At 35.3% G+C, this 26,228-nt stretch carries 23 protein-coding genes, 3 tRNA genes and 1 other RNA gene; 16 read left to right on the top strand and 11 right to left on the bottom strand.

The annotated features are described in order from the left end of the window. Positions 1-140 precede the first annotated feature (140 nt). The 4 genes from FYJ50_RS07340 to FYJ50_RS07325 are packed head-to-tail and all read right to left on the bottom strand — an operon-like array spanning position 141 to position 6,783. Positions 141-4,409 (bottom strand): PolC-type DNA polymerase III, encoded by a 4,269-nt coding sequence (locus FYJ50_RS07340; protein ID WP_235900944.1) that lies wholly within the window; start codon positions 4,407-4,409, stop codon positions 141-143. Between the two features lie 12 nt (positions 4,410-4,421). Then, complete coding sequence (gene rnc, locus FYJ50_RS07335) at positions 4,422-5,105, bottom strand: ribonuclease III (protein WP_154460600.1); 684 nt, start codon at positions 5,103-5,105, stop codon at positions 4,422-4,424. Next, on the bottom strand, positions 5,102-5,569 hold the full coding sequence (gene coaD, locus FYJ50_RS07330; RefSeq protein WP_154460598.1) for a pantetheine-phosphate adenylyltransferase: 468 nt from the start codon (positions 5,567-5,569) through the stop codon (positions 5,102-5,104). The genes rnc and coaD overlap by 4 nt, the downstream gene beginning before the upstream one ends. Before the next feature lie 5 nt (positions 5,570-5,574). Beyond that, positions 5,575-6,783 (bottom strand): FtsW/RodA/SpoVE family cell cycle protein, encoded by a 1,209-nt coding sequence (locus FYJ50_RS07325; RefSeq protein WP_154460596.1) that lies wholly within the window; start codon positions 6,781-6,783, stop codon positions 5,575-5,577. Between the two features lie 97 nt (positions 6,784-6,880). Here FYJ50_RS07325 and def point away from each other — a divergent pair, with 97 nt between their 5' ends. The 3 genes from def (at position 6,881) to FYJ50_RS07310 (ending at position 10,163) form a co-directional block, all read left to right on the top strand. Beyond that, positions 6,881-7,432, top strand: coding sequence for a peptide deformylase (gene def, locus FYJ50_RS07320; RefSeq protein ID WP_154460594.1), 552 nt, complete (start codon positions 6,881-6,883; stop codon positions 7,430-7,432). Positions 7,433-7,471: 39 nt separating this feature from the next. Next, the gene (locus FYJ50_RS07315; RefSeq protein WP_154460592.1) at positions 7,472-9,256 is read left to right on the top strand and encodes a ribonuclease J; all 1,785 of its coding nucleotides are present in this window, start codon (positions 7,472-7,474) and stop codon (positions 9,254-9,256) included. Positions 9,257-9,320: 64 nt separating this feature from the next. After that, complete coding sequence (locus FYJ50_RS07310; RefSeq protein WP_154460590.1) at positions 9,321-10,163, top strand: metallophosphoesterase; 843 nt, start codon at positions 9,321-9,323, stop codon at positions 10,161-10,163. On the opposite strand, the gene FYJ50_RS07305 is transcribed toward FYJ50_RS07310, so the two are convergent. From FYJ50_RS07305 to FYJ50_RS07295, 3 genes are all read right to left on the bottom strand, one after another. Beyond that, positions 10,164-11,039, bottom strand: a complete 876-nt coding sequence (locus FYJ50_RS07305) for a sugar phosphate isomerase/epimerase family protein (RefSeq protein WP_154460588.1) — start codon at positions 11,037-11,039, stop codon at positions 10,164-10,166. 82 nt (positions 11,040-11,121) lie between these two features. Continuing rightward, positions 11,122-11,459, bottom strand: an RNA gene (gene rnpB / locus FYJ50_RS07300) — RNase P RNA component class B. 1 nt (position 11,460) lies between these two features. Further along, positions 11,461-11,799, bottom strand: a complete 339-nt coding sequence (locus tag FYJ50_RS07295) for a DivIVA domain-containing protein (protein ID WP_154460586.1) — start codon at positions 11,797-11,799, stop codon at positions 11,461-11,463. A 105-nt stretch (positions 11,800-11,904) separates the two neighbouring features. Between FYJ50_RS07295 and recU the strand changes: the two genes are divergently transcribed. Together recU and FYJ50_RS07285 are read left to right on the top strand one after the other, a co-directional pair. Further along, the gene (recU, locus tag FYJ50_RS07290; protein WP_420841796.1) at positions 11,905-12,495 is read left to right on the top strand and encodes a Holliday junction resolvase RecU; all 591 of its coding nucleotides are present in this window, start codon (positions 11,905-11,907) and stop codon (positions 12,493-12,495) included. A 3-nt stretch (positions 12,496-12,498) separates the two neighbouring features. Continuing rightward, the gene (locus FYJ50_RS07285; RefSeq protein ID WP_154460582.1) at positions 12,499-14,907 is read left to right on the top strand and encodes a transglycosylase domain-containing protein; all 2,409 of its coding nucleotides are present in this window, start codon (positions 12,499-12,501) and stop codon (positions 14,905-14,907) included. A gap of 38 nt (positions 14,908-14,945) precedes the next feature. On the opposite strand, the gene FYJ50_RS07280 is transcribed toward FYJ50_RS07285, so the two are convergent. Next, the gene (locus tag FYJ50_RS07280) at positions 14,946-15,482 is read right to left on the bottom strand and encodes a nitroreductase family protein (RefSeq protein WP_154460580.1); all 537 of its coding nucleotides are present in this window, start codon (positions 15,480-15,482) and stop codon (positions 14,946-14,948) included. Between the two features lie 88 nt (positions 15,483-15,570). On the opposite strand from FYJ50_RS07280, the gene FYJ50_RS07275 reads away from it, so the two are divergent. After that, positions 15,571-16,599 (top strand): M42 family metallopeptidase, encoded by a 1,029-nt coding sequence (locus FYJ50_RS07275; protein WP_154460578.1) that lies wholly within the window; start codon positions 15,571-15,573, stop codon positions 16,597-16,599. Between the two features lie 8 nt (positions 16,600-16,607). Here FYJ50_RS07275 and FYJ50_RS07270 read toward each other — a convergent pair whose 3' ends face one another. Continuing rightward, entirely contained in the window at positions 16,608-17,480 is an 873-nt protein-coding gene (locus tag FYJ50_RS07270) for an HAD family hydrolase (protein WP_154460576.1), read from the bottom strand. A gap of 81 nt (positions 17,481-17,561) precedes the next feature. On the opposite strand from FYJ50_RS07270, the gene FYJ50_RS07265 reads away from it, so the two are divergent. Further along, positions 17,562-17,637: transfer RNA gene (locus FYJ50_RS07265), tRNA-Asn, on the top strand. 34 nt (positions 17,638-17,671) lie between these two features. On the opposite strand, the gene FYJ50_RS07260 is transcribed toward FYJ50_RS07265, so the two are convergent. Continuing rightward, entirely contained in the window at positions 17,672-18,496 is an 825-nt protein-coding gene (locus FYJ50_RS07260; protein WP_154460574.1) for an HAD family hydrolase, read from the bottom strand. A gap of 123 nt (positions 18,497-18,619) precedes the next feature. Between FYJ50_RS07260 and FYJ50_RS07255 the strand changes: the two genes are divergently transcribed. From FYJ50_RS07255 to FYJ50_RS07245, 4 genes are all read left to right on the top strand, one after another. Continuing rightward, positions 18,620-18,696: transfer RNA gene (locus FYJ50_RS07255), tRNA-Arg, on the top strand. A 214-nt stretch (positions 18,697-18,910) separates the two neighbouring features. Next, a tRNA-Arg gene (locus tag FYJ50_RS07250) sits at positions 18,911-18,987 on the top strand. Positions 18,988-19,275: 288 nt separating this feature from the next. Beyond that, positions 19,276-19,404 (top strand): hypothetical protein, encoded by a 129-nt coding sequence (locus FYJ50_RS10755; RefSeq protein ID WP_268891886.1) that lies wholly within the window; start codon positions 19,276-19,278, stop codon positions 19,402-19,404. Positions 19,405-19,539: 135 nt separating this feature from the next. Further along, on the top strand, positions 19,540-20,586 hold the full coding sequence (locus FYJ50_RS07245; protein ID WP_205946470.1) for a Fic family protein: 1,047 nt from the start codon (positions 19,540-19,542) through the stop codon (positions 20,584-20,586). A 282-nt stretch (positions 20,587-20,868) separates the two neighbouring features. Here the strand turns inward: FYJ50_RS07245 and FYJ50_RS10750 are convergent, their stop codons facing one another. Next, a complete protein-coding gene (locus FYJ50_RS10750) occupies positions 20,869-21,000 on the bottom strand; it encodes a hypothetical protein (protein ID WP_268891885.1) in 132 nt (43 codons plus the stop codon). A gap of 200 nt (positions 21,001-21,200) precedes the next feature. On the opposite strand from FYJ50_RS10750, the gene FYJ50_RS07240 reads away from it, so the two are divergent. From FYJ50_RS07240 to FYJ50_RS10830, 5 genes are all read left to right on the top strand, one after another. Next, complete coding sequence (locus FYJ50_RS07240) at positions 21,201-21,782, top strand: TetR/AcrR family transcriptional regulator (protein ID WP_338083003.1); 582 nt, start codon at positions 21,201-21,203, stop codon at positions 21,780-21,782. A gap of 151 nt (positions 21,783-21,933) precedes the next feature. After that, positions 21,934-23,709 (top strand): oleate hydratase, encoded by a 1,776-nt coding sequence (locus FYJ50_RS07235; protein WP_154460570.1) that lies wholly within the window; start codon positions 21,934-21,936, stop codon positions 23,707-23,709. 223 nt (positions 23,710-23,932) lie between these two features. Further along, positions 23,933-24,079: a hypothetical protein gene (locus FYJ50_RS07230; RefSeq protein ID WP_154460568.1), complete on the top strand. Its 147-nt coding sequence runs from the start codon at positions 23,933-23,935 to the stop codon at positions 24,077-24,079. A gap of 508 nt (positions 24,080-24,587) precedes the next feature. Continuing rightward, positions 24,588-25,943 (top strand): radical SAM/SPASM domain-containing protein, encoded by a 1,356-nt coding sequence (locus FYJ50_RS07225; protein ID WP_154460566.1) that lies wholly within the window; start codon positions 24,588-24,590, stop codon positions 25,941-25,943. 69 nt (positions 25,944-26,012) lie between these two features. Beyond that, a complete protein-coding gene (locus tag FYJ50_RS10830) occupies positions 26,013-26,150 on the top strand; it encodes an S-adenosylmethionine synthetase N-terminal domain-containing protein (protein WP_205946471.1) in 138 nt (45 codons plus the stop codon). The last annotated feature ends 78 nt before the right edge of the window (positions 26,151-26,228 follow it).

The raw sequence follows: 26,228 nt of genomic DNA, 5'->3' as shown, positions 1-26,228 counted from the left end.
ATAATTGCTTGTATGATATTCCTTGTTTTCGTTTCTTGTAAATTTCGATTTTTTGTTCTCTTGTAAGCTTTCCCATAAAGAAAATGAACCTCCTTAATTGGAAGTCCAATTTTTGGGGTTCATTTCAAAATGTGCTCTTTTTAAAATAATGTCATCTGATTTTCTTCGTCCAATCCTTCTAATGCGCCCATCTGATCCAGCCGATCCAGTAAAGTTTTAGACAACTGTGTACGTTTTAAGACATCTTCTTTTGATAAGAAAGGACGTTGCTCTCTGGCTTGTACAACAGACTTTCCTACGTTGTCTCCCAATCCATCTAAACTTGTAAATGGAGGAATAATGGCTTTATCATCCTCTGGATCCAGAATAAATTCATTGGCTGCACTTCGATTGATGGATACATTTGAAAAACGATACCCTCTTAAACTCATTTCTAAAGCCAGTTCCAGAACGTCATATATCGCATTTTCTTTATCGGATACATTCTGCGTTTTATCTTCTCGAGCTCTTCGAATGTCAGACATTCTTTGTCGAATGGCCTCTTCTCCAGCAATCATTGTCTGTATATCATAGGCATCACAGCGAATACTGAAATACTGGCAATAATAAACCAGTGGCATATGAACCTTGAACCATGCGATACGAACAGCCATCATAACATAAGCAACCGCATGCGCTTTTGGGAACATGTATTTAATTTTCTGACAAGAATCAATATACCAGTCTGGAACATCATGCTTTTTCATTTCTTCGATCCATTCCGGCTTTAATCCTTTTCCTTTTCGTACACTTTCCATTATAGTAAATGACATTTTTGAAGGCAGTCCATACCCAATCAGATCCACCATGATGTCGTCACGACATCCTATTACTTCATTTAGCTTACAAGTTCCATTGTCAATTAAATCTTTCGCATTGCCCAGCCATACATCGGTTCCATGTGACAATCCAGAAATGGTGACAAGCTCTGCAAAAGTTGTCGGTTTTGTCATTTCCAGAATCCCACGAACAAATGGAGTCCCGAATTCAGGAAGACCAGCAGCTCCTGTTACCTGATTGTAGTGTGTCGAATCAATATTTAATGCATCTGTAGATGAAAAGATGGACATTGTTTCTTTATCATTCATTGGAATGGTCTTTACATCAATTCCAGAAATTCTTTCCATCATTTTCATTGCCGTTGGATCAACATGGCCTAAAATATCAAATTTTAAAATGTTGTCATGAATCTGATGAAAGTCAAAATGAGTGGTTTTCCATTCTGCATTTGGATTGTTGGCTGGATATTGAACCGGGGTAAAATCATGAACATCCATATCTAAAGGGACTACGACAATACCACCAGGATGCTGCCCTGTTGTTCGCTTTACTCCCTCACAGCATTTTGCCAGATCAATGCGTTTTGCTTCTGAATAACCAGACACAATTCCCATTTCTTCTTCGTATCCTTTAATGTAACCATAAGCTGTTTTTTCCTGCACCGTTCCAACAGTACCCGCTCTAAATACGTGATCTTCTCCAAATACTTCTTTGGTATAGGCATGTGCTTTGGGCTGATAATCTCCTGAAAAGTTCAAATCAATATCTGGAACTTTATCGCCTTCAAATCCTAAGAATGTTTCAAATGGAATATCCTGGCCATCCCCTCTCATGACAGAACCACAGACAGGACAAATCTTATCTGGTAAATCAAATCCAGATTTTCCAACTTCATCCTCATAAAATTCATGATACTGGCATTTTTTACATACATAATGTGGTTTTAATGGATTTACTTCTGTAATTCCAGACATCGTTGCTACAAAACTGGATCCTACCGATCCACGGGATCCTACTAAATATCCATCATCATTACTTTTTTTCACAAGAAGATGAGAAATATAATACACCACATAATATCCATGTCCAATAATACTATCCAATTCTCTTTTTAATCGAGCTTCAACAATTTCAGGCAGGTCTTTTCCATATACTTTATGTGCAGTTTCATAACAGATATCTCTTAATTTCTGATCCGATCCTTCAATATCAGGAGGATATAATTTATCTTTGATTGGAAAGATAGGCTCTGTCAATTCTTTTAGTCTGTTTGGATTGAGAATCACAATTTCATAAGCCAGATCATTATCCAGCCAATCAAAGGCATCCAGCATTTCATTGGTTGTTAACAGATGCTGATCAGGTGAAGAAGTTGCTTTTCTCTTTGTATCATTATAAATATATAAAGGATGTCTGGAATTTCCAATTGCTTTGGCATTAATATAGACATCACGAACTCGTTTCTGATATGGATGAACATAGTGGGCATCACTGGATGCAATGACTTTTTTATCCATTTCTTTTGCAGCATCAATGATAAACAATAAGATCTGTTTCAAATCCTGAATACTGTTTATGGAATTACGATCCAGTAAATTTTTATAGCAGGCCAATGGCTGAATTTCTATAAAATCATAAAATTTCATAGCCTCTTTTAATTCTTCTTCACTTCTGGTATGAGCCAGTTCAAAGATTTCTCCATTCTGACAGGAAGATCCAATCAATAAATTTCCATTTTTATATTTTTCTTCAATTTCACTACGAATAATACGAGGTTCTGAACTGCTTGAACTATATGCAAGATATTTCGTATGTGATAACGTGATCAATTCAAATAATTCTTTTAATCCCTCTTTATTTTTCGCGTAAACCGTTACATGGGAAGGTCTTACTTTTTTAAAACTATCTTCTTTCTGCAGACTCTGAAGTGTATCTAAGGTTGCATCACTGCCAACATCATTCATCATATGACATAAAACCTGAGACAATACACGTGCATCATAATCCGCTCTGTGAGCCCCTTCTCCATCATATCCCACTCCATAATGACGACATACACTTCCTAAATTGTATCGTTTGGTATCCAGTAAAGAATAAGCTAATGGAAGCGTATCTATTACAGGATTGGTTAATGTTTTATATCCACATGCTTTACAGGCCGCATTCATAAAACCAACATCAAAGGTTGCATTATGTGCTACAAGAATACTGTCTTTTATAAAATCTAAAAGTTCAGGTAAGACCTGATCAATGGTTTTGGCCTGATCCACATCACTTTGACGGATATTTGTCAAACTGGAAATGCTGGCAGGAATTTTTCTTTCAGGATTAATAAAAACCTGTTTGGTTTCTAAAACTTCCCTGTGTTTCATCTTAACGGCACCAAATTCGATGACCTTATCCAGTCTTTGTGACAATCCGGTTGTTTCCAGGTCAAATACCACAAAAGTCGCATCTTCTAATCGAGTATGATTATTGTTGTAAACGATTTTATATTCTGGATCGACCATCAGCATTTCACAGCCATACAACATTTTGAATGGTTTATTGGGATTTTTCTTATTTAAAGCTTCTATTTTATGCTGTGCCATTGGAAAAGCCTGCACGACCTGATGATCGCAAATTCCAATGGCATCCATTCCCCAGTCATAGGCAGTCTGTATATATTCTTCAATGGCACACACTCCATCCATTTCCGAAAATGTAGAATGAACATGCCATTCCGTTCTTTTTTCCATAGCTGTATCCATTCGTTTTGATTCTGAAATGGTTTCCAGCTTATTGATCATTACCGTATCACATTTTAAAAATGTATCGTAGATTACATCCCCTGTAATACGAACCGTCTGTCCATTCTTTATCGATTCAAGCTCTTCTAAAGGTAAACGAGCGGATTCAAAACGTTTGGCAATAATGGCATCTTCATAATCACTGATATAAAGCTGCTGAAGTGTTTTTTTACTTTTTAAGACTTTATTTTCCAATGAAAATACATGACCTTCAAATACAATATTCTTCATTCCCACTTGAAGTTCACAAATTTTACATTCAACTTTTGCTTCTCTGGCATACGTTCTCTTTTCTTCTTTTGGTTTCTCTGGAATTTCAATCACATTTGTTTCAATTTCATCATCATCAAAAACCAGCATGCATTTCATATCCATGTGAATACCAAACGCTTTACATTCTTCCTGTAATTGAGGAAGTCCTTTATTTAAATCGATTAATCGACTATCATCTTTTGTGGAAAAACATACTGTTTCATTTTCCATATATGGATGTAAAAAACGAAAACAACGTAAAGAAGCATTCTTTTCGATAATTTTTTCTACATATAAATACAGTTCATCAACCGACACAGAGGTCTTCCTGGCCTGAATATATACATTTACATGAACCTGAAAGTGAACTTTTAATTGATGAACGATCTGTTCATAAATATCAAAAGGAAGCACATTATCTGTATTTATTTTCAAATCTAATGTTCTTTTAATGGAATGGTATTTCGGATTTTCAACAAAAGAAGCATTTTTAAGATAGCTCTCCAGTTCTGGATTCAGAACGGAACTTAATATTTTCCATACACTCATACACATTCCTTTCTATTTCGCCATTTTCTCAAAAGCATTTTTGGCTGCTTTCTGCTCCGCCTTTTTCTTTGTCGTACTTTTTCCAGTTCCCAGCAATATATCATCCAGATACACTCCCATAGTAAAGGTAGGCGCATTGCTTGGTCCTGTTTCTTCCAGTAAACGATATTGAATGGTTTTTCGACTGTCTGCCTGAATCACTTCCTGAAGATGTGTTTTATAATCCGTTACATCTTCATCTTTTACCGTTCCAATCAATGGTTTCATATACTGAAGTAAAATACGATCCACCAGTTCATATCCCTGATCAATATAAATGGCCCCAATACAGGCTTCAAACTGGTCCGCCAGTAAACTGATCCGCATCCGTCCTCCTGTTTTTTCTTCGCCAATTCCTAAACGAAGATACTGATACCATCCTAATTGTTTATTCAACTTGGCAAGCGTGGCTTCACATACGGTCTGTGCTCTTAAAGTGGTCATCTGTCCTTCTTTCATTTTTGGTTTCATCTGAAACAGCTGATAAGCACTCCAGATCTGTAAAACGGCATCACCCATAAATTCCAGTCTTTCATTGTCACTTCCCTGATTATGATGTTCATTGGCATAGGAAGAATGAGTACAGGCTTCTATATATAATTTATCGTTTGTATGCGGATAGCCATTTTTATCCATCCATTCTAAAAATGATTTCATTTCTCTATCTCCTTTAATACACATTCAGGAACTAAACGGGATATGTCCTGATGATATTTTAATAATTCTTTGACATTTGAACTTGAACAGTTCGCATATTCATCTTTTGTGAATAAATTGATGGTTTCAATGCAAGGATCCAGTAATGTGTTCATAGCAGCGATATTCTTTTCATATTCAAAATCCAGTGTATTTCTTAAACCTCGAATTAAAACCGTTGCATTGACACTTTTACAGGCTTCTACACTCAATCCATTCTGTATCCGACAATGTACATTGGATAAATGCTGACATGACTGTTTTATCCAGTTCATTCTTTGTTCTAAACTAAATGAACTGGTTTTACCAGAATTGATTGAAATAAAAACATAGACTTCTTCAAACATCCGACTGGCTCTTTCAATAATATCCAGATGTCCTTTTGTGATGGGATCAAAGCTTCCACAAAATGCAGCAATTGTCATAGACATCATCCTTTCTTTAACTCATTGTTTCGAATATCACTTATACAATTCTGAGATATTCCTATCATGATACAAATGGCCATTAAAGCCGATCCTCCACTGCTTATAAAGAGCAAAGGTACTCCTGTCATAGGAATCAGACACGTAACTCCTCCTACATTTAAAAAGAAGTGCATAAATAAATAGGTCGCATTTCCTGTAAGAATGACTTTATAAGCCAGATTGTTTGTTTTAAAAGCATAATAAAACAATTTAAAAAATAATATTCCATATAATATAACTAAAATAAATAAACCAAAAATTCCTGTTTCTTCGATCATTACCGCAAAAATATAATCGTTATCTGCCTGCGTCAGATATCCATACTTTCGCATTGAATTTCCGATTCCCTGTCCAATTATTTCCGAGTTTGCGATTCCATATAACGCATTGGCTGGTTGATAGCCTTCCTGATATACATCGTCATAAGGATTTTTCATATTACGGAATCGTGTTGCGATATGACTGAATGGAGTCTGTGCAATAATATTGGTTCCAATATCCGTAAAACAGAAAAAAATCAGTATAATCATTACTCCAGCAAAAAACAATCGCTTTAAATTTCGCGTTGTCTTTCGAATCGATGGAAAGTCAACGGTAAGAAGACAAACAAATGAAATCATAAAAACAATTGTTAATGTACCAATATCTTTCTGAAATAAAATTTCTAAAAGGAAAACAAAGATCCAGGCAATTGTTTTTCCATATAAAGATTTGAAATTTTTCAGCTTTTTAGGTCTGTTTTTAACAGAAAAAACTGCATACGCAATCATTACTGCCACTAATGGCTTAACAAATTCCGCAGGCTGGATCGAAAAGCCTCCAATACGAATCCAGGATTTAGATCCTCCAGATTCCGCAAAAAACTGTGTGATCCCTAAAGCGAATGCAGCTGCAGGTAATATAATAAATTTAAACATGCCATATCGTTCTAACGAAAAGAAACGATTGATCAGGTACATACATAAATAAGACAGTCCAACATATATAATCTGTCGTACAAAGGTATTCAGTACAACCATAGAATTGGTGGTTGTCTGTCCAACATTGGTCGATACGATCATAGTACTTCCAAAACAGATCAGTAAAAATACAACCAGATTAATGATTGAATCGCTGTTTCTTTTCAGGGATAAAGAAATTTTAAATGGTTTGTTCTCTTTCTTTTTCGTCATGTTCTTATTCTATCATATTTCATAATAAGAAACACATAAAACGAATGACTTGTAAAATTCACAAAAAACATATATTATATTCACGAGGGAAAAAACTATGAAAATTAATAGCAGTAATATAATTTTGGATAGTGATCCCAGAATTCGACAAAAAAGCGAATTGGTTTCATTACCATTGAATGATGAAGACAAAGAACTGCTGTCCAGCATGTTAACTTATGTCAGAGATTCTCAGGATCCAGAAATTGCTCAAAAAGAAGGCTTACAGCCAGCCGTTGGAATTGCAGCCATCCAATTAGGAATCCCCAAACAATTAATAGCCGTGGTCATTCCTTATGAAGATGGTGTAGACGAAGTGGCATTAGCCAATCCAAAAATAATATCAGAATCCACGCAGGTGGGATATCTGGATTCAGGAGAAGGTTGTTTATCCGTTAAGGATGAGCATCCAGGACATGTTTTTCGACATGCACGTATTAAAGTACGTGGCTACGATTTAATCCAGGATAAAAATGTTGTGATCAGTGCAGAAGGTTATTTCGCAATTGCTCTACAACATGAAATTGACCATTTATCTGGCATATTATTCTACGATCGAATCGATAAAAATAATCCATGGAAAGAAGATGCAGAGGCAGAAGTTATATAATTTCTGTCTTTTATTCTGTTTATTAGAAAAGAGGTATATATGCCACAAAAATCAAATGGGCAAACAAAGAAAAATTTACCAGCCAATAATATCACTCAAAAAAATGATACATTGATATATGCATTAGGTGGATTGGGTGAAGTAGGAAAAAACATGTATTGTTTTGAACATGAAAATGAAATCTGTATCATTGATTGTGGAGTATTATTTCCAGGCGATGATTTACTTGGGGTGGATTATGTTATTCCTGATTATCATCATCTGATCCGCATGAATAAAAAAAGAAAATTTTTAGTCATTACCCATGGTCATGAAGATCATATTGGGGGAATTCCTTTTTTACTTCAGCAGGTAAAAATAGATGCGATTTATGCACCTCGTTTTGCCAAAGCTCTGATTCATAAAAAGTTAAGTGAATATAAAGGTTTGGAAAATACAAAAGTGATTGAAATTGATGAAAATTCCAGCATCAAAACAAAATATTTTTCATTGGGATTTTTTAATACCATTCACTCTATTCCAGATTCTTTAGGTGTTTTAATTACTACACCAAATGGATCCATTGTTCATACAGGAGATTTTAAATTTGATTTAACTCCAGTAGGAACCAATGCAGATTATCAGAAAATGGCTTATATTGGAGCCATCAATCCCGATTTACTGTTATCGGACTCTACCAATTCAGCCATTGAAGATTTTTCGATTTCTGAAACAAAAGTTGCCAATGAAATCAACGATATTTTCCGAAAAACAAAACAAAGACTGATCGTTGCGACTTTTGCCAGCAATGTACATCGCGTTGCTCAAATTATTGAAGCTGCGATAAAGTGTAAACGAAAAGTCATCGTATTTGGACGCAGTATGGAAAATATTGTGGATATTGGAAGAAAAATGGGGACGATTCATATTAAAAACAGCGACTTATTATCCCCTGAAGATCTAGCCTATACTCCTGATGATAAAATATGTATTATATGCACTGGCTCACAGGGTGAACCTTTAGCCGCTTTATCCCGAATTGCCAATGGCACTCATCGTTTCATTCATTTAAAACCTGGTGATACGATCATATTTTCAAGCAATCCAATTCCAGGAAATGCATCTAGCGTTAATAAAGTCATTGACAAATTATTCAGATCTGGGGCTACTGTGCTGACAAAATCCGTATTAAACAATCTGCATACAACAGGACACGCTTCAAGAGAAGAACAGAAATTAATGCTTCATCTGATTCGCCCTCGTTATTTTATGCCAATTCATGGTGAATTCAAGATGCTGATGCTTCATAAAAGAACCGCTATGGAATTGGGCATGCCTGAAGAAAGCATATTTGTTTGTGCCAATGGAGATATATTGATTTTAAGAAATCACGAAGTCATCCAAAGCAACTGGAGATATCAGGGAGACGATATATATGTAGATGGAAATGATATTTCCGGATTGTTTACAGCCGTCTTAAAAGATCGTCGCATTTTAGCAGACAATGGGCTGGTAGCCGTTGTAATTGCGATTGATTCTAAAGTTAATAAAATCTTAATGAAACCTGTTATTGTATCCCGTGGATTTGTATTTATTAAAGATTCTCAAAGTCTGATAAAAGAAGCAGAATATATTGTATATAATTCTTTACAGGAAAAAATGAAAGAAAAAATCACTTTTTCGGAAATCAAAAACTGTGTTCGTTCAACATTAGAACCTTTCTTATATCAGAAAACACATAGAAATCCAATTGTAATTCCCGTCATTATTAATTCAAAACAGACAATGGAAGAATTGGCAGCTCAAAGAAAAAATTACCGTAAAAAACGTTTTGAAAACGCATAACAACCCATTTGGGTTGTTTTTTTTATATTTTTCTTTTATGATACAATCACACTAAGGAGGACTCATGAATCGCTATCGAAAACAATTGATTCTGGTCATAGCTATATTAACTGTCATTTCTATCAGTTTAAATATCACAATTTATCGAGCATTTAAAGTCAATCCATATCGCTTAGAAGTCAATTACATCACACTGAAAGATGAAAAGATTCCATCCGACATGAATGATGTAACCATTGCTTATTTTACCGATCTGCAGTTTGGTGAGCTTCAGAATGAAAAAGAATGTAAAAAAATATTTGAGAAAATAAAGAATCTTAATCCCGATCTGCTTATTTTTGGAGGCGATCTGATTGAAAATGCATATCCGATTACTGAAGAAGAAATTAATTTTCTTGTTTCTCTTTTTAATGAAATTGAATCCCCTCTAGGTAAATTTGCGGTTTTAGGAGAAAAAGATTTAGAATCGGATACAAGGACCAGCGAAGTCAATCGTATCTATTCTCAGTCCCAGGTAGAAGTCTTATCCGATTCCTATACCAAATTGACAAAGCAATCTTCCAATGGAATTCAGCTGATGGGTCTTTTATCCAATACCGACTATATAATGAAAAATTCGAGCCTTGAGCAATATACTTTACTCATTGCTCATCAGCCCGATTTATTTAATCAATTATCCAATTCCTTTGTGAATTATGCCATAGCTGGTCATTCTCATGGAACACAGGTTACATACCCTATACTAGGAGGATACAAAGAAGTGGAAGGAGCCAAAACCATTAATCGAACAAAATTGGAAAAATTATCTTTCCCCTATATCATTTCAATGGGTACAGGCTGTTCTCATATAAAAGCAAGACTCAATTCCACTTCTGAAATACTTTATATCATGTTAAAGCATAAGTAATTATGCTTTTTCTTTTAGTCTTTTCATACATAAAATTGCTTCTTCAAAAGCCACTTCAGGTTCTAAAGAAAGAGTATATGGATATTCTTTTTCTTTTAAATATTGAAATAATACATCAAAATCTATATCACCTGAATAAATCGGTTTATGAATAAATGGTTTTTCAAAATTAGAATCATAATGATAATCTTTAATATGAATATGACCAATATATGGATAAATCCATTTCAATTCTTCTAATAAAGTTTTATGAAGATATTTGTCTTCTACCTGATTCTGATAAGCACGATAAGAATTTGCTGGATCCCAAAGCAGTTTTAAATTAGGACGATTGCACATTTTTAATAGTTTTAATGTCATTTCTCCTTTAGGACAATGAGAATATGGACAGTTTTCAATGATTAATGTGCAATCGTACTGTTGAGCAATATCTGCTGCCATTTGAAAATAAGTACATATCGTTTCCATATCTTTTTCTGTTCCAAATGGAGGCTTACGATTATCTGGAAATCGAAATGGAAACATTCTTAATTTATCGCAGCCAAATGCTTTTGCGACTCTACATGCATTTTCAATATGATTTAAATGATCTTTTACATTTCCTTTTATACAATGAAAAGAATCATTAAATAAACTGACTTTATCTTCTTCATATAATGGACAAAGAAAAAATAAAGTAGTTGCCAGATTAGATACTTTCATTTCATATTTTTCACAGATTTCAACCGCTTTTCTAGTTTCTTCTTCATTTAATGTTTCAACCGGTTTATTAAATACACTATGTAATTCAATCGTATTGTAACCTTGATTTTTAATAATTTGAATGGCTTTTTCCAAATCCAGATCGATCTGATCACTGATAATTCCTAAATTCATAACATCACCTCATATTTGTTATATCTTTATATCTTTTTAATGTCAAATAAAAAAACCGCCAAAGCGGTTTTCTTAAAATCAAATTCATAAGCCATGTTCTGTTCTGGTTTCCCAGTGACAGTCATTTATCTAAGGTTTTCACCTTCCAGCCATCCTTTCATTTCATTCTGGCTGATTCCCCTACCAAATTTGGGTTTCTCGCTTGTGGGGTTTACCCGTTCCACCTGGTATGTTTCCATACCAGCTCGTCTCTGTGGCACTTTTAAAGTCTTCTTTCTTAGCTTAATTGCCTTAGATCGAAGAACAGCCGTCAATTTCTTGCCTAGACTTATTAATTCATCTAGCACAAACACTACAATCATCGCAGATTGTGCGAGCATGGACTTTCCTCTAACAAATTGTCAGCGACTGTCGAATCTGATTATTCTTCTGTTTTAAATACAGCCTGTTCCAAACGTGCAATACGTTTTAAAATATCGACCTGATCATAGCTTCCAGATGACTGAGCTACTGATAATTTTTCATTTAAACTCTGATTTTCATTCTGTAATGTATAAATTTCCTGTTGAAGTTCTTTAATTTTTTCTTCATAGCGCATCACTGCCTGTGATAATTCCTGAATGGATTCATCAAAACTTTCATAATCTTCAACGATTTCATCTAAAAACATATCCACTTCTAAAGCTGCATATCCTTTTACATCAATATGAAATTCTTTTTCTACAATCTGATCTGCAGTTAGATTAATTTTTTGAGCCATATTATTTCCCCCAATCTAGTAATTCTAATAAATATTATGCCTTTTAGACATTAAAAAATCAACCGCAATTTGAATGTTACTATAAATTAATATATAATGTTTTTGATGAGCACAATCAAATATCCGGGTGCACAGCATCCTGTAATTAAGGGTTCAAATGTTATGGATCATCATTCGAAAAGGGGAATGTTTCTAGAAAATGATGTCAATGAATCCAATCAGTATTATCGAGAATGCAAACGGGCACTCATATATAAAAAACCCACTCCTGTCCAGGTTGTTCGCGTTGATTATCCAGCTCGTAATAAAGCTAAAATTGTAGAAGCTTATTATCGAACTCCTTCAACGACCGATTATAATGGAGTATATAGGGGAAAATATCTGGATTTTGAAGCAAAAGAAACCAAAAACAAGACTCAGTTTCCAATCAGTATGATTCATTCTCATCAGATTGAACATTTAAAAGGTGTGAAATACCATGGGGGAATTGGTTTTTTTCTAATCCGATTCAATTCCCATGATAAAACTTTTTTAATTGATTCAGCCGATCTGATACTGGCTATTGAAAAAGCTGAAAAAAGTTTTATTCCCTATATGTGGTTTGAAAAAAATGGAATTGTGATCAAAGAAGGTCTATATCCCAGACTTTCTTATTTAGATGCAGTCGATGCGAAATATTTTAAGGAGGATAATTAGACTATGGCCAAAAAAGTCAAACAAAATACATCAAAAAGACGTAGAAAACTGGATATATGGAATAAAATTGCGATTGTTGTTCTGACTTGTTTTCTGGTTGGATGTATCTCCGTTTTCTTCATACTGGTTAATGTAATCAACGATCCAGAAGGAATGCGATTCTCTGAGGATGGTTTGACCACTTTATCTAATTCTCGTATATATGATCGTGATGGAAATCTTATGTATGAATTTGGAGATGAAATACGTGAAGATGTCACATATGAACAGATTCCTCAGAATGTAATTGATGCGTTTCTATCTATTGAAGACTCTCGTTTCTTTGACCACAATGGATTTGACCTTCCTCGTTTTATATCTGCTGCCTTGACCAATCTTAGAACAGGTGATTTTTCTCAGGGTGGTTCTACATTGACAATGCAGATGATTGACAATGCGTTTACTAAAAATCAGGAAGATAAATTGCTTAATACGAAAGGAAGCATCAGTAAATTGGATCAGGTCAAATTAAAGATTCAGGAAATCTATTTATCTTTAATTGCCGAACAATCCATTGGAAAAGAGGAAATTTTTGAATATTATGTAAACCGAATCTGGTTTGGTTCTGGAAACAATACACGTGGTATTCAGAAAGCATCTCAGTATTTCTTTGGAAAAGATGTATCTCAGCTGAATTTGAGCGAAGCGGCTTTCTTAGCAGGATGTATCAATGCTCCAGGACAATACAATCCTCTTGCGAATATGTACGATTCAGAAGTTGACCATCTGGAACTGGCACAGGAACGTCGAAATGTCACTTTACAATTAATGAATCAGCATGGTTATATATCCGATAATGAATATAAACTGGCTTCCAGTACAGATTTATCTTTGGCTTTAAACTACAAAGAAATGACAAGTACCGATCCGAATGAAGCCTTTATCGATCAGGCCATTGCAGAAACCATCAGCTTAACAGGACAGGATCCAGGTATTATCCCAATGGATATTTATACAACCTGTAATCAGGCTGTTCAAAAGCAGGCAGATGAAATTTGTGCAGGAAATGTAGTGGATTTTTCAAGAGATGAATTTGATATTGGTTTTTCAGTCATCGAAAGTGAAACAGGTGAAATCATTGCGGTAGGTCCTGGTAGAAGATATCATACCGATGCGGTAAAAATTGATAATTCCACAGACCGTAAACAGCCTGGTTCTTCAATGAAACCACTTCTGGCTTATTGTTCAACATTTGATTTACTGGGATGGTCAACAGAGCATGCTGTAAACGATAAGGCCAAGGATTATTTCCATACAGGTTCGAATTTAAATAACTCGGATGGAAAATATGATGGATTAATGACTTTAAAGCGTGCTTTAGGGGTTTCTAAGAACTGTCCGGCTGCAGCAGCTATGGTTGAACTTGTGAATGAAAAAGGATATGACTATTGGATTGATTTCTGTCGTAAACTTGGATATTCAGAAGATGTCTGTGAAAATTTTGTGGAACAATACTCAATTGGTGGGGCGGATATGTACGCATCTCCAATTCAACAAGCCAGTGCATATACGATTTTCTCTAATAAAGGAAATCGTGTAAACGCCCATACAGTTCGTAAAGTCATTCGTCGTTCTGACAACCAGGAAGTCGAAGGAAATACGGAAGAGTATGAATTGATTTCTGAAGAAGCAGCTTTCATGATGTCTTACTTGCTGGAAAATGTAGTTACAGGTGGATACCAGAACTTAAATGAATGGCTGATTTCTCCAAATTATACAGCCTATGGTAAATCAGGTACATCCGACTGGGGTACAGATGGTCTACAGTACGGAATTCCAGCTTACACTTACAAAGATGAATGGTCTGTAGGATATACGAGTGAAATTACCATTGCAGTATGGTCTGGATTTACCGCTCAATATCAGAAATTAGGATATTACTTCTCTTATGCTGAATTAATGCAGGGAACTGCGTTCCAGATCACACATAATTTATTGGATTTCTGTCAGGATTATTATGACTATCATGATATTGAAGTTCCAGATGGTGTTTCTTCTTATAAAGGTGGGTACATTAAAACCGAATACCTGTCAAAAGGAGACGAAACAAATGCGAAGGATGAATCCGATGAAGAAAAAGCATGTAAAGCCGATGGAGGCGAATGGGATGAAGAAAGCGAAACTTGTATAAAAGAAGAGGAAGAAGAACCAGATACACCAGAAGATCCTGGAACAAGTACCGATCCAGGTACTGGTACAGATCCTGGAACAAGTACCGATCCAGGTACAAGTACAGATCCTGGAACGGGTACAGACCCAGGTACAGGAACGGACCCTGGTACAGGTGGAAGTTCAGATCAGATTGGTGCAATGTTCTTGTTGGATCCTCGCAAATTCCTATTAGGTATACGCAATTTAATCGACATTCTATAAAAAATAAACTGTTATGATACGCTCATAACAGTTTATTTTTAGTATATTTTCATAATTTCATCAATTTCTTTCCGTTTGTTTCTTTCAGGTATTACTTTCGTTTTTCCGATTGCCACAACGGATGTAATTATTTCTTCATTTGGAATTTGTAACATTTTACGTATCGCTTCGGCATCACGAATTCCCATGATCAGACTTCCATACCCCATTTGACAAGCTTTCAGGATCAGTTGATTGGTTGCGATTCCTGCATCATAATAGCCCCATCCTTGCCCCATTTCATTAATGGGTGTCTTATCTTCATTAAATCCAGAAATGTCTTTCACAAATGAAATTACAATATAAACAGAGGCCTCTTTTGTTCTTTGTGCATTAAAAGGAGCCAATCCTTCCTTTTGCATACTCTCTTTCATTTTATCCGATAAAATTATGTGGTATCTTACCGTCTGGGAATTTTTCCAGCTAGGAGCCAGATTTGAAAATTCAATCAGTTCTTTTATTTCATCTTTTGTAATTTCTTTGTATTCATAACTTCGAATACTTTTTCTTTCTTTTAATACTTCATTAAATTCCATAAACGATCCTCACTTTTTTTACATTATATGATTTTATTAAAAAGATTCAAAGGATTATGATAAAATATATGAGTTAAAGGAGGATGTTATGTTTGATTTAGTTTATTTAAAATCTATGATTCATCATTTGTTTTCCATCGATTCTCCATCTGGATTTACCAAAAATGCCACTGCTTATCTTGAAAAAGAAATTAAAGAGTTAGGATATGAAACACATTATACACAATCTGGAAATCTGGTTTGTACAATTAATGGTATGGATAACATTGTATATGGTGTAGGAGCTCATTTGGATACACTAGGATTAATGGTACGATCCATTCAGGACAATGGAAAATTAAATTTCGAAAAGATCGGAGGGCCCAATTTAAATACATTGGACGGAGAATATTGCCGTATTTATACAAGAAACAATAAAATATATACAGGTACCATATTATCAAAATCTCCTTCTTCTCATGTATTTTTAGATGCATTAACCAGAGAAAGAAATGAAGAAAATATGGAAATCCGCCTGGATGAAATTGTATATTCTAAAGAAGATACGCAAAAACTGGGAATTGAAACAGGAGATTATATTTGCATCGATCCAAAAACAACGATAACAGAAAATGGATTTGTGAAATCCAGATTTATCGATGACAAAATTTCATGCTGCATTTTAATGGGAGTCTTAAAATATTTTCATGACAATCAGATCATTCCTTGCCACACTTTCAAATTTATCTTTTCCACCTATGAAGAAGTGGGTCATGGTTCCTCTTATATAGAAAAGGATATCGTTCAGTTTCTTGCGGTGGATATGGGCTGTATTGGTTTAGATTTAAGCTGTACAGAACAAGATGTTTCAATCTGTGCAAAAGATTCAAGTGGTCCTTACGATTATGATATGGTATCCAATCTTATCGAATTATCCAAAAAGAATCAGTTATCTTATGCAGTTGATATTTATCCAAAATATAGTTCCGATGCTTCTGCTGCGCAAAGTGGAGGTAATAATATTCGTACAGCATTAATTGGACCTGGTGTTCATGCTTCCCATGGTATGGAAAGATGCCATATGGATGGAATTTTAAACACAATGAAATTGTTGTATGCTTATATGATACAAAAATAGAAGGTTTACTAAAAGCCTTCTTTTTTTAATGCATAATAAATACCATCTTCATTATTTGATTTCGTGATATGACTTGCATGTTGTTTTACATATTCTTTTGCCTGTCCCATCGCATAAGATTTTTCCGTCTGCTCAAATAAACTGACATCATTTTCTCCATCTCCAAATGAAAGAATTTCATTTCTATGAATATGATTCAATTTCATAATATGCTTTAATGTCTTGCCTTTACTATAACCAAAAGGAAGAATTTCGATTTGACGATAAGATGTTCTAAAGAATTCAAATTGATTCTTGAACGTTTTATTTAATGATTGAAACACTTCCTGAATATGGGTTTCATAATCCATAATCTGAATTTTTCTAATTTTTCCTTTAATCTCTGAACAATCCTCAAAATAATAAATACTGGAATATGCTTTTCGCATATCAAATATGAAATCCCATGGTCCAGATGTCCACGGAAAGTCTTTATCCAGATTTCTTTCTTTACGGATTTTTTCTTTTATGGGAATCAATCTTTCAGGTATATAAGCATATATCGCATTCTCTTCGCATACCTGCACTTCACAATCCAAAGACATTAAATATTGTATCAATGACTGTACTTCCAAAAGATTCATCTCTTTTAATATTTCTCTTTTTTCAGTTTCAATATTATAAAATCCAATTCCATCCACTTCAATCAAAAAACCACCATATCGATTCATACATAATTGTGAAGCAATCGGCAAAAGTCTTTGATACGATCTTCCACTAGCTAAAATTAATTTCCCTCCATTTTTTTGAAATGAAATCAGTATTTCCTTTGTCTTTTCTGAAATCTCATTTTTAGAATTTAATAAAGTTCCATCTATATCCATCACTATGTATTTAATCATATTTAAATTTTACCATATTTTTCAAAAAAAGACTTGCATTAAATATATGTACATGATAATATATATGAGCGCTAAGGAAATGCCTGAATAGCTCAGTCGGTAGAGCATCCGGCTGTTAACCGGCAGGTCACAGGTTCGAGTCCTGTTTCAGGCGCCATTCGCAATTAAACATCTCAAATGAGATGTTTTTTTTATTCTATGATTTTTAACATTTCTTTACATACCGCATAATCTTTATTGTATCCGATTATACGACTGGCTTTTACTTGTGCCATAATACTCCCGTTTGCCATTGCACATGAATGTGGGTACATAGACAACATTTCTAAATCATTTCCTCCATCTCCAAACACCATTACTTCTTCTTTTTCCAGTTTCAAATGTTTTAATAATACACTTACCGCATGGCCTTTATTGACTTGTTTAGAAGTTAACTCAAAGTGATTTTCTTCTGCTGGTGCATTTACTATTAAATCTTTATGTTTATCAATAAAAGATCTGAATTGTTCTTGAATGGTTTGATCTGTAATTGTGCAATTGATTTTATAAATGTTTTTATTTTTAATATCTTCTTTGTTTTGATTAAATTTATAATCCTTTAAAAAGTCACGAATACGAAGGGGTGACCCTGCAATTTCTTTAAATCCATCTTTTTTAAAATATTCAATTTTTTCTTCCATTGAAATAGTTGATAAAGTAAAATCATCAGAAGAATAATCACAATCCATACCATAAAATAACTCTAAAAATTCCTCTATACATTTTGAATCAATTGGTTGTGAATACAATACTTCACCTTGTGGATTCTTAATTAAAGCACCATTCATACTAATTCTAAAACAGTCATTTAATTGTAGACGATTCACTTCATGCTCATGTAGAGAACGACCTGTAGCGGTTGAAAAAAGATATCCGTTTTCTTTAACCAATTGAATCGTTTCTAATATAAAAGAATCGGTCATGTGCATTTCATTTAATAAAGTTCCATCTAAATCGGAAACAAATAATTTAATCATAATATCCTTCCTTCTTTCTTTTAAAAAATATCAATCCAATGTAAGATAAACATATTTTAAATGTAAAAAGAAATAGATTTGTCATAGAAATTTCACTTTCAATACTATATAATGATTTAAGATGCGCCTGTAGCTCAATTGGATAGAGTATCAGATTCCGATTCTGGCGGTTGCAGGTTCGATCCCTGTCAGGCGCACCATTTATTTTTGTCCTTGTACCTCAGGTGGATAGAGGATCCGCCTCCTAAGGTTGCGTTACAACGCTCACCTTGGAAAAACCTTAGTTGGGAGCTGAGTCCGATCATTGCGGAGGCTGACAAAAAATTAAATACGTCCCAATAGCTCAGTTGGATAGAGCACACGCCTCCTAAGAGATCGGTGGTTCTGTATCTAAATGTGCCTAAAATTTTATGTGTCCTCGTAGCACAGCTGGAAAATGCAACCGCCTCCTAAGCGGTAGATCGGGTGTTCAAATCACCTCGAGGACGCCATTTTGACGTAAATAACGACATTTTTGGCATTTTCAGCCAAAAAAGTAAGCGATGAGCTACAACTGTTCATCGCTTTTCTTTTCCAAAAATTCATCTAATAAATTTTAGTGGATTCGAACATTTTCATGCCTTTTTTTCTAATAAAATAACAACTCTTGCTAATAAGACCTCTGTCACCAATCACCAAACCGCACAACATTACAGACAAAAAACGATCAAACCACACAAAAATCCTTTACATATCCACTACTAGCTAATGGTTATGGGAAAGGAGATCTGGATCCGCAGATGCATCCGAATACAGCACAAAACACGGTAGCGGTTCTGGAAGGCGTGGATGAAGAGCTGCTTGCAAAGGTCCTTAATAATCCTGAGATGGCAGCACTTCTTACGTCACTGGCGAAGACAATGAAGTGAAAAATAGTGTAATTTTAGTGAAAAAACGGGTTTCGTTAAAAGGAATGTTAAAAATATATCTCCATCATGCTAATTAATATCACCGTCATTTGATGGTAAAATGATGGAGATAATATTAAAATGAAGGAGATTTCGATGAGAAGTTTTGATTATATAAAAACTCCGGAGCAATTGCTAAAACCTGAAATTGTTCAGATGGTCGGAAGCATTCATGAGCATAAAGGTAAACAGGAATTGTTCCTTGAAGCCAATATAGACGAATTGAAAACTCTGCAGGAAGTTGCTTTGATTCAAAGTACAAGGTCTTCTAACAGGATTGAAGGTATTTATACTACCGACAAACGTTTGGAAGAATTAGTAAGACAGAAAGCCGTACCGCGTGACCGGTCTGAACAGGAAATATCCGGATATCGGGAAGTTCTTTCCACTATCCATGAAAGCTATGAGTATTTTAATCCGAGACCCAATATTATTTTACAATTGCATCGGGATTTATACTCATATTCCGGAGGAAATGCTGGTGGAAATTATAAAAATTTGGATAATGTAATTGTAGAAACAGATGCAGAAGTTCATCAAAAAGCGCGTTTTATCCCGGTGCCGGCATTTCAGACTCCAGAAGATATGAATGAACTTTGTACAAATTTTCTGGAAGCATGGGAAGCAGATCGAATAGATAAGTTAATTCTTATCCCTATGTTTATTCTTGACTTTCTGTGTATCCATCCATTTAATGATGGAAATGGGCGAATGAGCCGCCTGTTAACACTTCTTTTGTTTTACAAAGCCGGCTATATTGTCGGAAAGTATGTCAGTGTTGAAATGCTGATTGAAAAGACAAAAGAAACTTATTATGAGGCATTACAGGAAAGTTCCAATGGATGGCACGAAAATGAAAACAGTTATGAGCCATTTGTAAAATATTATCTAGGAATTATTCTGAAAGCATACAGTGAATTTTGGGGGCGTGTAGAGCACCTGAAAAATAGAAACCTTTCAAAGCCGGATCGTATAAAGGCAGTGATTGATAATAAGGTAGGAAAAATTACCAAAAAAGAAATCATGGAGTTATGTCCGGATATAAGCAAGGTAACTGTAGAAAGAACCCTGACGGAACTGGTTAAAAGTGGATATATCGTAAAAGTAGGTGCCGGGCCGGCAACTGGATATGTTCGTATTTAAATCGGCTGTCGTGGTCGAAACACCATAGACAAATTTTCAATAACGGTGAATAGTAATAATAGAAATCTGGTCAATTGAAAATTGTTTATCATTCCCGCTTGTAAGGAGATGGTAGCCGGAAGATGATATCTGTCAGTAACAACAGAGCTTTCCCCGGATGTTAGCAGCTCAAAGAATCTGCTAATTTTCAGGTCTTATCTGGTCTTGACAGGAATTAACAGAACCACAGAGCTCTCCTAAAATAAAAAGTCTAATAAATTAGACTAGACTCTATAAAGGTGATTATTTAGATTGTTTTTTCTTTCTCAATAATAAAATGATACCTAAACCACTAGTGATTGCACCTGTAAAATAGATTGGATTTGGTCCAGGAACTCCAATGTTTGGAGTCGATGATTTAGGTTTGTCATACATATGCACTTGTTGTACTACTTTACCATTATCAGCAACAGATCAATGAGACAGACAATGAAGACGTTTATGAAGATATCAGGCATTGGCTGATTCGTCATTTGTAATTTGATTTATTCTTTGTTCATTGTGGAAAATATGCGAGTTTGGTATAATATTTTTCAAACGAATGGAATGATATACGGAATAGGAGGGATTGATAAGTGTCGGATATTACAAAAAGAGCATTAGAGGCATCTCTTAAAAAGATGTTACTGAAAAAACCGGTTACCAAAATTACAATTAGTGATATTACAGAAGACTGCGGTGTCAATCGTGCAACTTTTTATTATCATTTCAAAGATATTTATGACCTCATTGAATGGTCCTGTGAGGAGGATTCCCGCATAGCAGCAAATGGAAATACTACATATGATACATGGGAACAGGGATTTCTGAATATTTTTCAAGCCGTAGAAGAAAACAAGCCTTTTATACTTAATGTTTACCATCATGTGAGTCAGGAACAGATTATTCAATATCTGTACAGGGTTGTTTATCAATTGATTATTAACGTTGTTGAAGAATGTGCACAAGGCATGAGTGTCAGGGAGGAGGATAAAAAATTTATTGCCGATTTTTACAAGTATGCTTTTGTAGGTATGATGCTGGACTGGATACGGCAGAACATGAAACCATCACCGGAAAAGATGATTTTCAAACTGAGTAATTTAATAGAGGGAGATATCATTCGTATGCTTGAAAAATGCCAGATTGATAAGCCATATAATAATATCAACAAATAATGGAGTTTGTCGAAAAAAACAACAATATAGCCCCATCATCGAATTCTTCGATGATGGGGCTATTCTGTTGATTGAGAGTAGTTATCCTACAATGTATATTGAGGATGTAATTGAAAAATATATAACGAATTGAAATTCAGGAGGTATGATTATGTATTATTCAAGTGGAAACTATGAAGCTTTTGCACATCCGAAGAAACCAGAAGGAGTAGATCACAAGTCAGCTTATATTATTGGTACAGGGCTGGCAGCACTTTCAGCCGCATGTTACCTTGTCCGTGATGGTCAGATGAAAGGTGAACGTATACACATTTTTGAAAAAGATTCGATTCCTGGTGGTGCCTGTGATGGGTTTGAATATCCGGGTGTAGGTTATGTAATGCGTGGCGGACGTGAAATGGATAACCATTTTGAAGTTATGTGGGATTTATTCCATTCTATTCCATCTATTGAAACTGAGGGAGTCAGTGTATTGGATGAGTATTATTGGCTCAATAAAGAAGATCCGAATTACTCCCTTTGCCGTGCTACTGTCAACCGGGGACAGGATGCACATACAGATAAGAAATTTGCAGTTTCAGACAAAGCACAGATGGAGATCATGAGGCTGTTTTTCACGCCGGATGAAGAATTGTATGATAAACGTATTGATGAATATTTTGACGATGAAGTATTTGATTCAAACTTCTGGCTGTACTGGCGGACGATGTTTGCGTTTGAAAACTGGCACAGCGCACTGGAAATGAAGCGTTACATTAAGCGGTATATTCACCATATTGGAGGGCTTCCTGATTTCACCGCTCTGCGCTTTACAAAATATAATCAGTATGAGAGTATGATCCTTCCGATGGTAAAATATCTGGAAAATGCCGGTGTCGTATTCCACTATAATACAAAGGTTGTAAATGTTGAGTTTGATGTTACATTCAACAGAAAACAGGCTACCCGTATTGAAATTGAGGCGGAAGGTGAAACACATTTCGTAGCCCTCACAGAGGATGATCTTGTGTTCATCACAAATGGTGGATGTGTGGAAAATTCTGCAATGGGATCCCAGAATACACCGGCTCCATATAATCCCGAAATCAAGCCAGGTGGCGGATGGGATATGTGGAGACGTATTGCCGCCCAAAGCCCTGACTTTGGAAATCCGGATAAATTCTGTTATGACAGTGAGCTGTGCAACTGGATGAGTGCCACTGTGGAGACACTTGATCAAAGAATTATTCCATATATCACAAATATCTGTAAACGAGATCCATTTACTGGTAAAGTGGTCACCGGCGGTATTGTATCTGTAAAAGATTCCAGCTGGCTTTTGAGTTGGACGATTAACCGTCAGCCACAGTTCCGTTCCCAGCCAAAAGACCATTGTCTCGTTTGGGTATATGCGCTCTTTAATGATAGACCTGGTGACTATGTCAAAAAGCCAATGAGAGATTGTACAGGAAAAGAGATCTGTATGGAATGGCTGTACCATATTGGTGTGCCGGAAAACGAGATTGAAGAACTGGCTGAGAACAGTGCAAACACAGTTCCAGTTATGATGCCTTATATTGATGCCTTTTTCATGCCACGTAATGATACGGATCGTCCAAAAGTTGTGCCTGATGGAGCAGTAAACTTTGCATTTATTGGCCAGTTTGCCGAGACCGCAAAGGATACTATTTTTACAACAGAGTATTCCATGCGTACCGGTATGGAAGCTGTTTATACCTTGCTTAATGTAGACCGTGGAGTTCCGGAAGTTTGGTGCAGCACATATGATGTGAGAGATCTTTTGAATGCGACTGTCAAATTGCGTGATGGAGAACCACTAACTCAGATGAATCTGGGAATCAAGGAAAAGATTGCTGTTAAAAAGGCTTTAGACTTTATCAAAAACACAGATGTGGAAAAATTGCTGAAAGAATATCATGTTATTTGAGTTTGAAAAAATAAAATAATCATATTCTTTTCCATGATAAACAAATAAGCAAATGCTTTCCTTTGTCGACATTTATGTCGGCAATGGGAAGCTTTTATCGACCTTGGACTTTGAATGAATCCAGACAAACATGTTAAGATTGCCTGGTTTTTGGATATATAGAAGACGTTTGCCCATAGAAGAAGAATGAAATAGTATTTAGAATTTAGGCAAGAAAAATAGAATGGATGGGAAAATATTGAAAAAGATTCGTATGGCAAGAGGTGGATATGTTTTGATTTCAATTATTTTCTATATAGTTGGAATCGTATGTATGGCAATACCATCTATATCCCCACTGGTGCTATGTATCACAGGGGCATCATATTAGTTGCCTATGGAATTGTTAAGATTATTGTATATCTTTCAGATAATTTGTATGATCTGGCTTTCCAATATGATCTGGCCTGTGGAATATTACTGATAGTGCTAGGAGTGATAGTGCTTGGATGTAATTTACGTATCCGATCATATCTTTCCTCAGGACTAAGATTGTTGATTTTGCTTGACGATGTATTAAAAGTTCAGAACTCAAAAGACGCAAAAGTATTTGGACTTGAAATTTGGAAATAGATATTGACACTTTCCATCATTGTAACTGCTTTTGGGATCTTAATTATAATAAAGCCGTTTCAGGAAAGTCAGATCAGTCATGTCATTATCGGATGCGTTTTTTTGCAGAAGGTCTCAGGAATCATCTCACCGTCAAGGAAACGGTGAAGATTTTAAAACAAATCCAAGGACAGGAAAAGAACGAGGAAGATACTGACTGGGAAGAATAAAATGTTTAAGTAAAACTTATTATTAACAAATATAAAATTATAAGGAGGAATTCTATTATGAACGCATCAAATACTTTAAAGAAACTGGGAATCGAGCAGGCATTCAATTATATTTACAAGGATCCGGATAAGCATATGCCGAAGATGATGGACTGGGCAGATAAATTTGCTGATGGTGAATTTATTTCTCAGAGAAAAATAATTCGAGAAGCAATTACAGATCCAGAACATCCTTATTATAGCTATATCCGCCGTCTTTTTAAAGAGGTAGATCCCAATGTGACCAAGACACTTGCCGTGAATTTTTTTATTAATGCCACTCTGGCTGGCTGGAAAAAGGAAGAAGAACTTAGAAAGAAGTATAACTGTAATATTCCATGGGCTATTCTTCTGGATCCTACATCTGCCTGCAATCTGCACTGTACGGGATGCTGGGCAGCGGAATACGGACATAAATTAAATCTTACTTTTGATGAGATTGATGATATTATCTGCCAGGGAAAAGAATTGGGCGTTTATTTTTATATTTACACTGGCGGCGAGCCACTGGTTCGTAAAAAAGACTTGATTCGGATCTGTGAAAAGCATTCGGATTGCGTATTCCTTTGCTTTACAAATTCAACATTGATTGACGAAGAATTTGCGGATGAAATGCTCCGTGTAGGTAATTTTGTACCAGCCATTTCTCTGGAAGGATTTGAAGAGGCAACTGATGGACGACGTGGAGCAGGTGTATATCAGAAAGTACATAAAGCCATGGAACTTCTCAGAAGAAAGAAATTGATTTATGGAATCTCTTGCTGCTATACCAGCGCTAATTATGATTCAATTACATCAGAGGAATTCTATGATACATTGATTGAAATGGGTGCCTATTTTGTATGGTATTTCCATTATATGCCGGTAGGAAACGATGCTGTTCCAGAGTTGATGCCTACACCGCAGCAGCGTACCGGAGTTTATGAGAAAATCCGTCGTTATCGTGCCACAAAGCCATTGTTTGCACTGGATTTTCAGAATGATGCAGAATACGTTGGCGGATGTATCGCCGGTGGTCATCGCTACTTACATATAAATGCTAACGGTGATATCGATCCATGTGTATTTATTCATTATTCAGATTCTAATATTCGGGAAAAGACACTTCTGGAAGCACTGCAGTCACCGATGATGATGGCTTACCATGATAATCAGCCATTTAATGAAAATATGCTTCGTCCGTGTCCTATGCTGGAAAATCCTGAAAAGCTTCGTGCAATGGTTAAAAAATCAGGTGCTCACTCAACAGATCTTCAATCTCCAGAAATGGCAGAACATCTTTGTGCAAAATGTGACCAGTATGCGAAGAATTGGAAGCCGGTTGCAGATGAACTTTGGAAAGAGAACAGGGCGAAAAAGAAAATTGCAGATTAAAGAAAAACTATAAATTTGAACATTGAAGTATTTATTCAGGTAATAGAAATAAATGAAAGTAAACAAAAAATGAACAAAAGTAACCGATTTTTTACATTAGAGTCTGTCACAGAAGGGCATCCAGATAAAATGTGTGATGCTATTTCAGATTATTCTTTGCTCTCAAAAGCCTTACAATTATGTTCCCATTGTCGATTCTATATTTGAGAAGTGGAATTCTGTTTACACCATTTATAGCTGTGATGGTAAGTATGGTTGGACTGACGACAACCATTACGATTCCTT

This window comes from Floccifex porci (assembly GCF_009696175.1).
Classification (GTDB): domain Bacteria; phylum Bacillota_I; class Bacilli_A; order Erysipelotrichales; family Erysipelotrichaceae; genus Floccifex; species Floccifex porci.
This window is presented reverse-complemented; position numbering and strand designations above follow the sequence as displayed.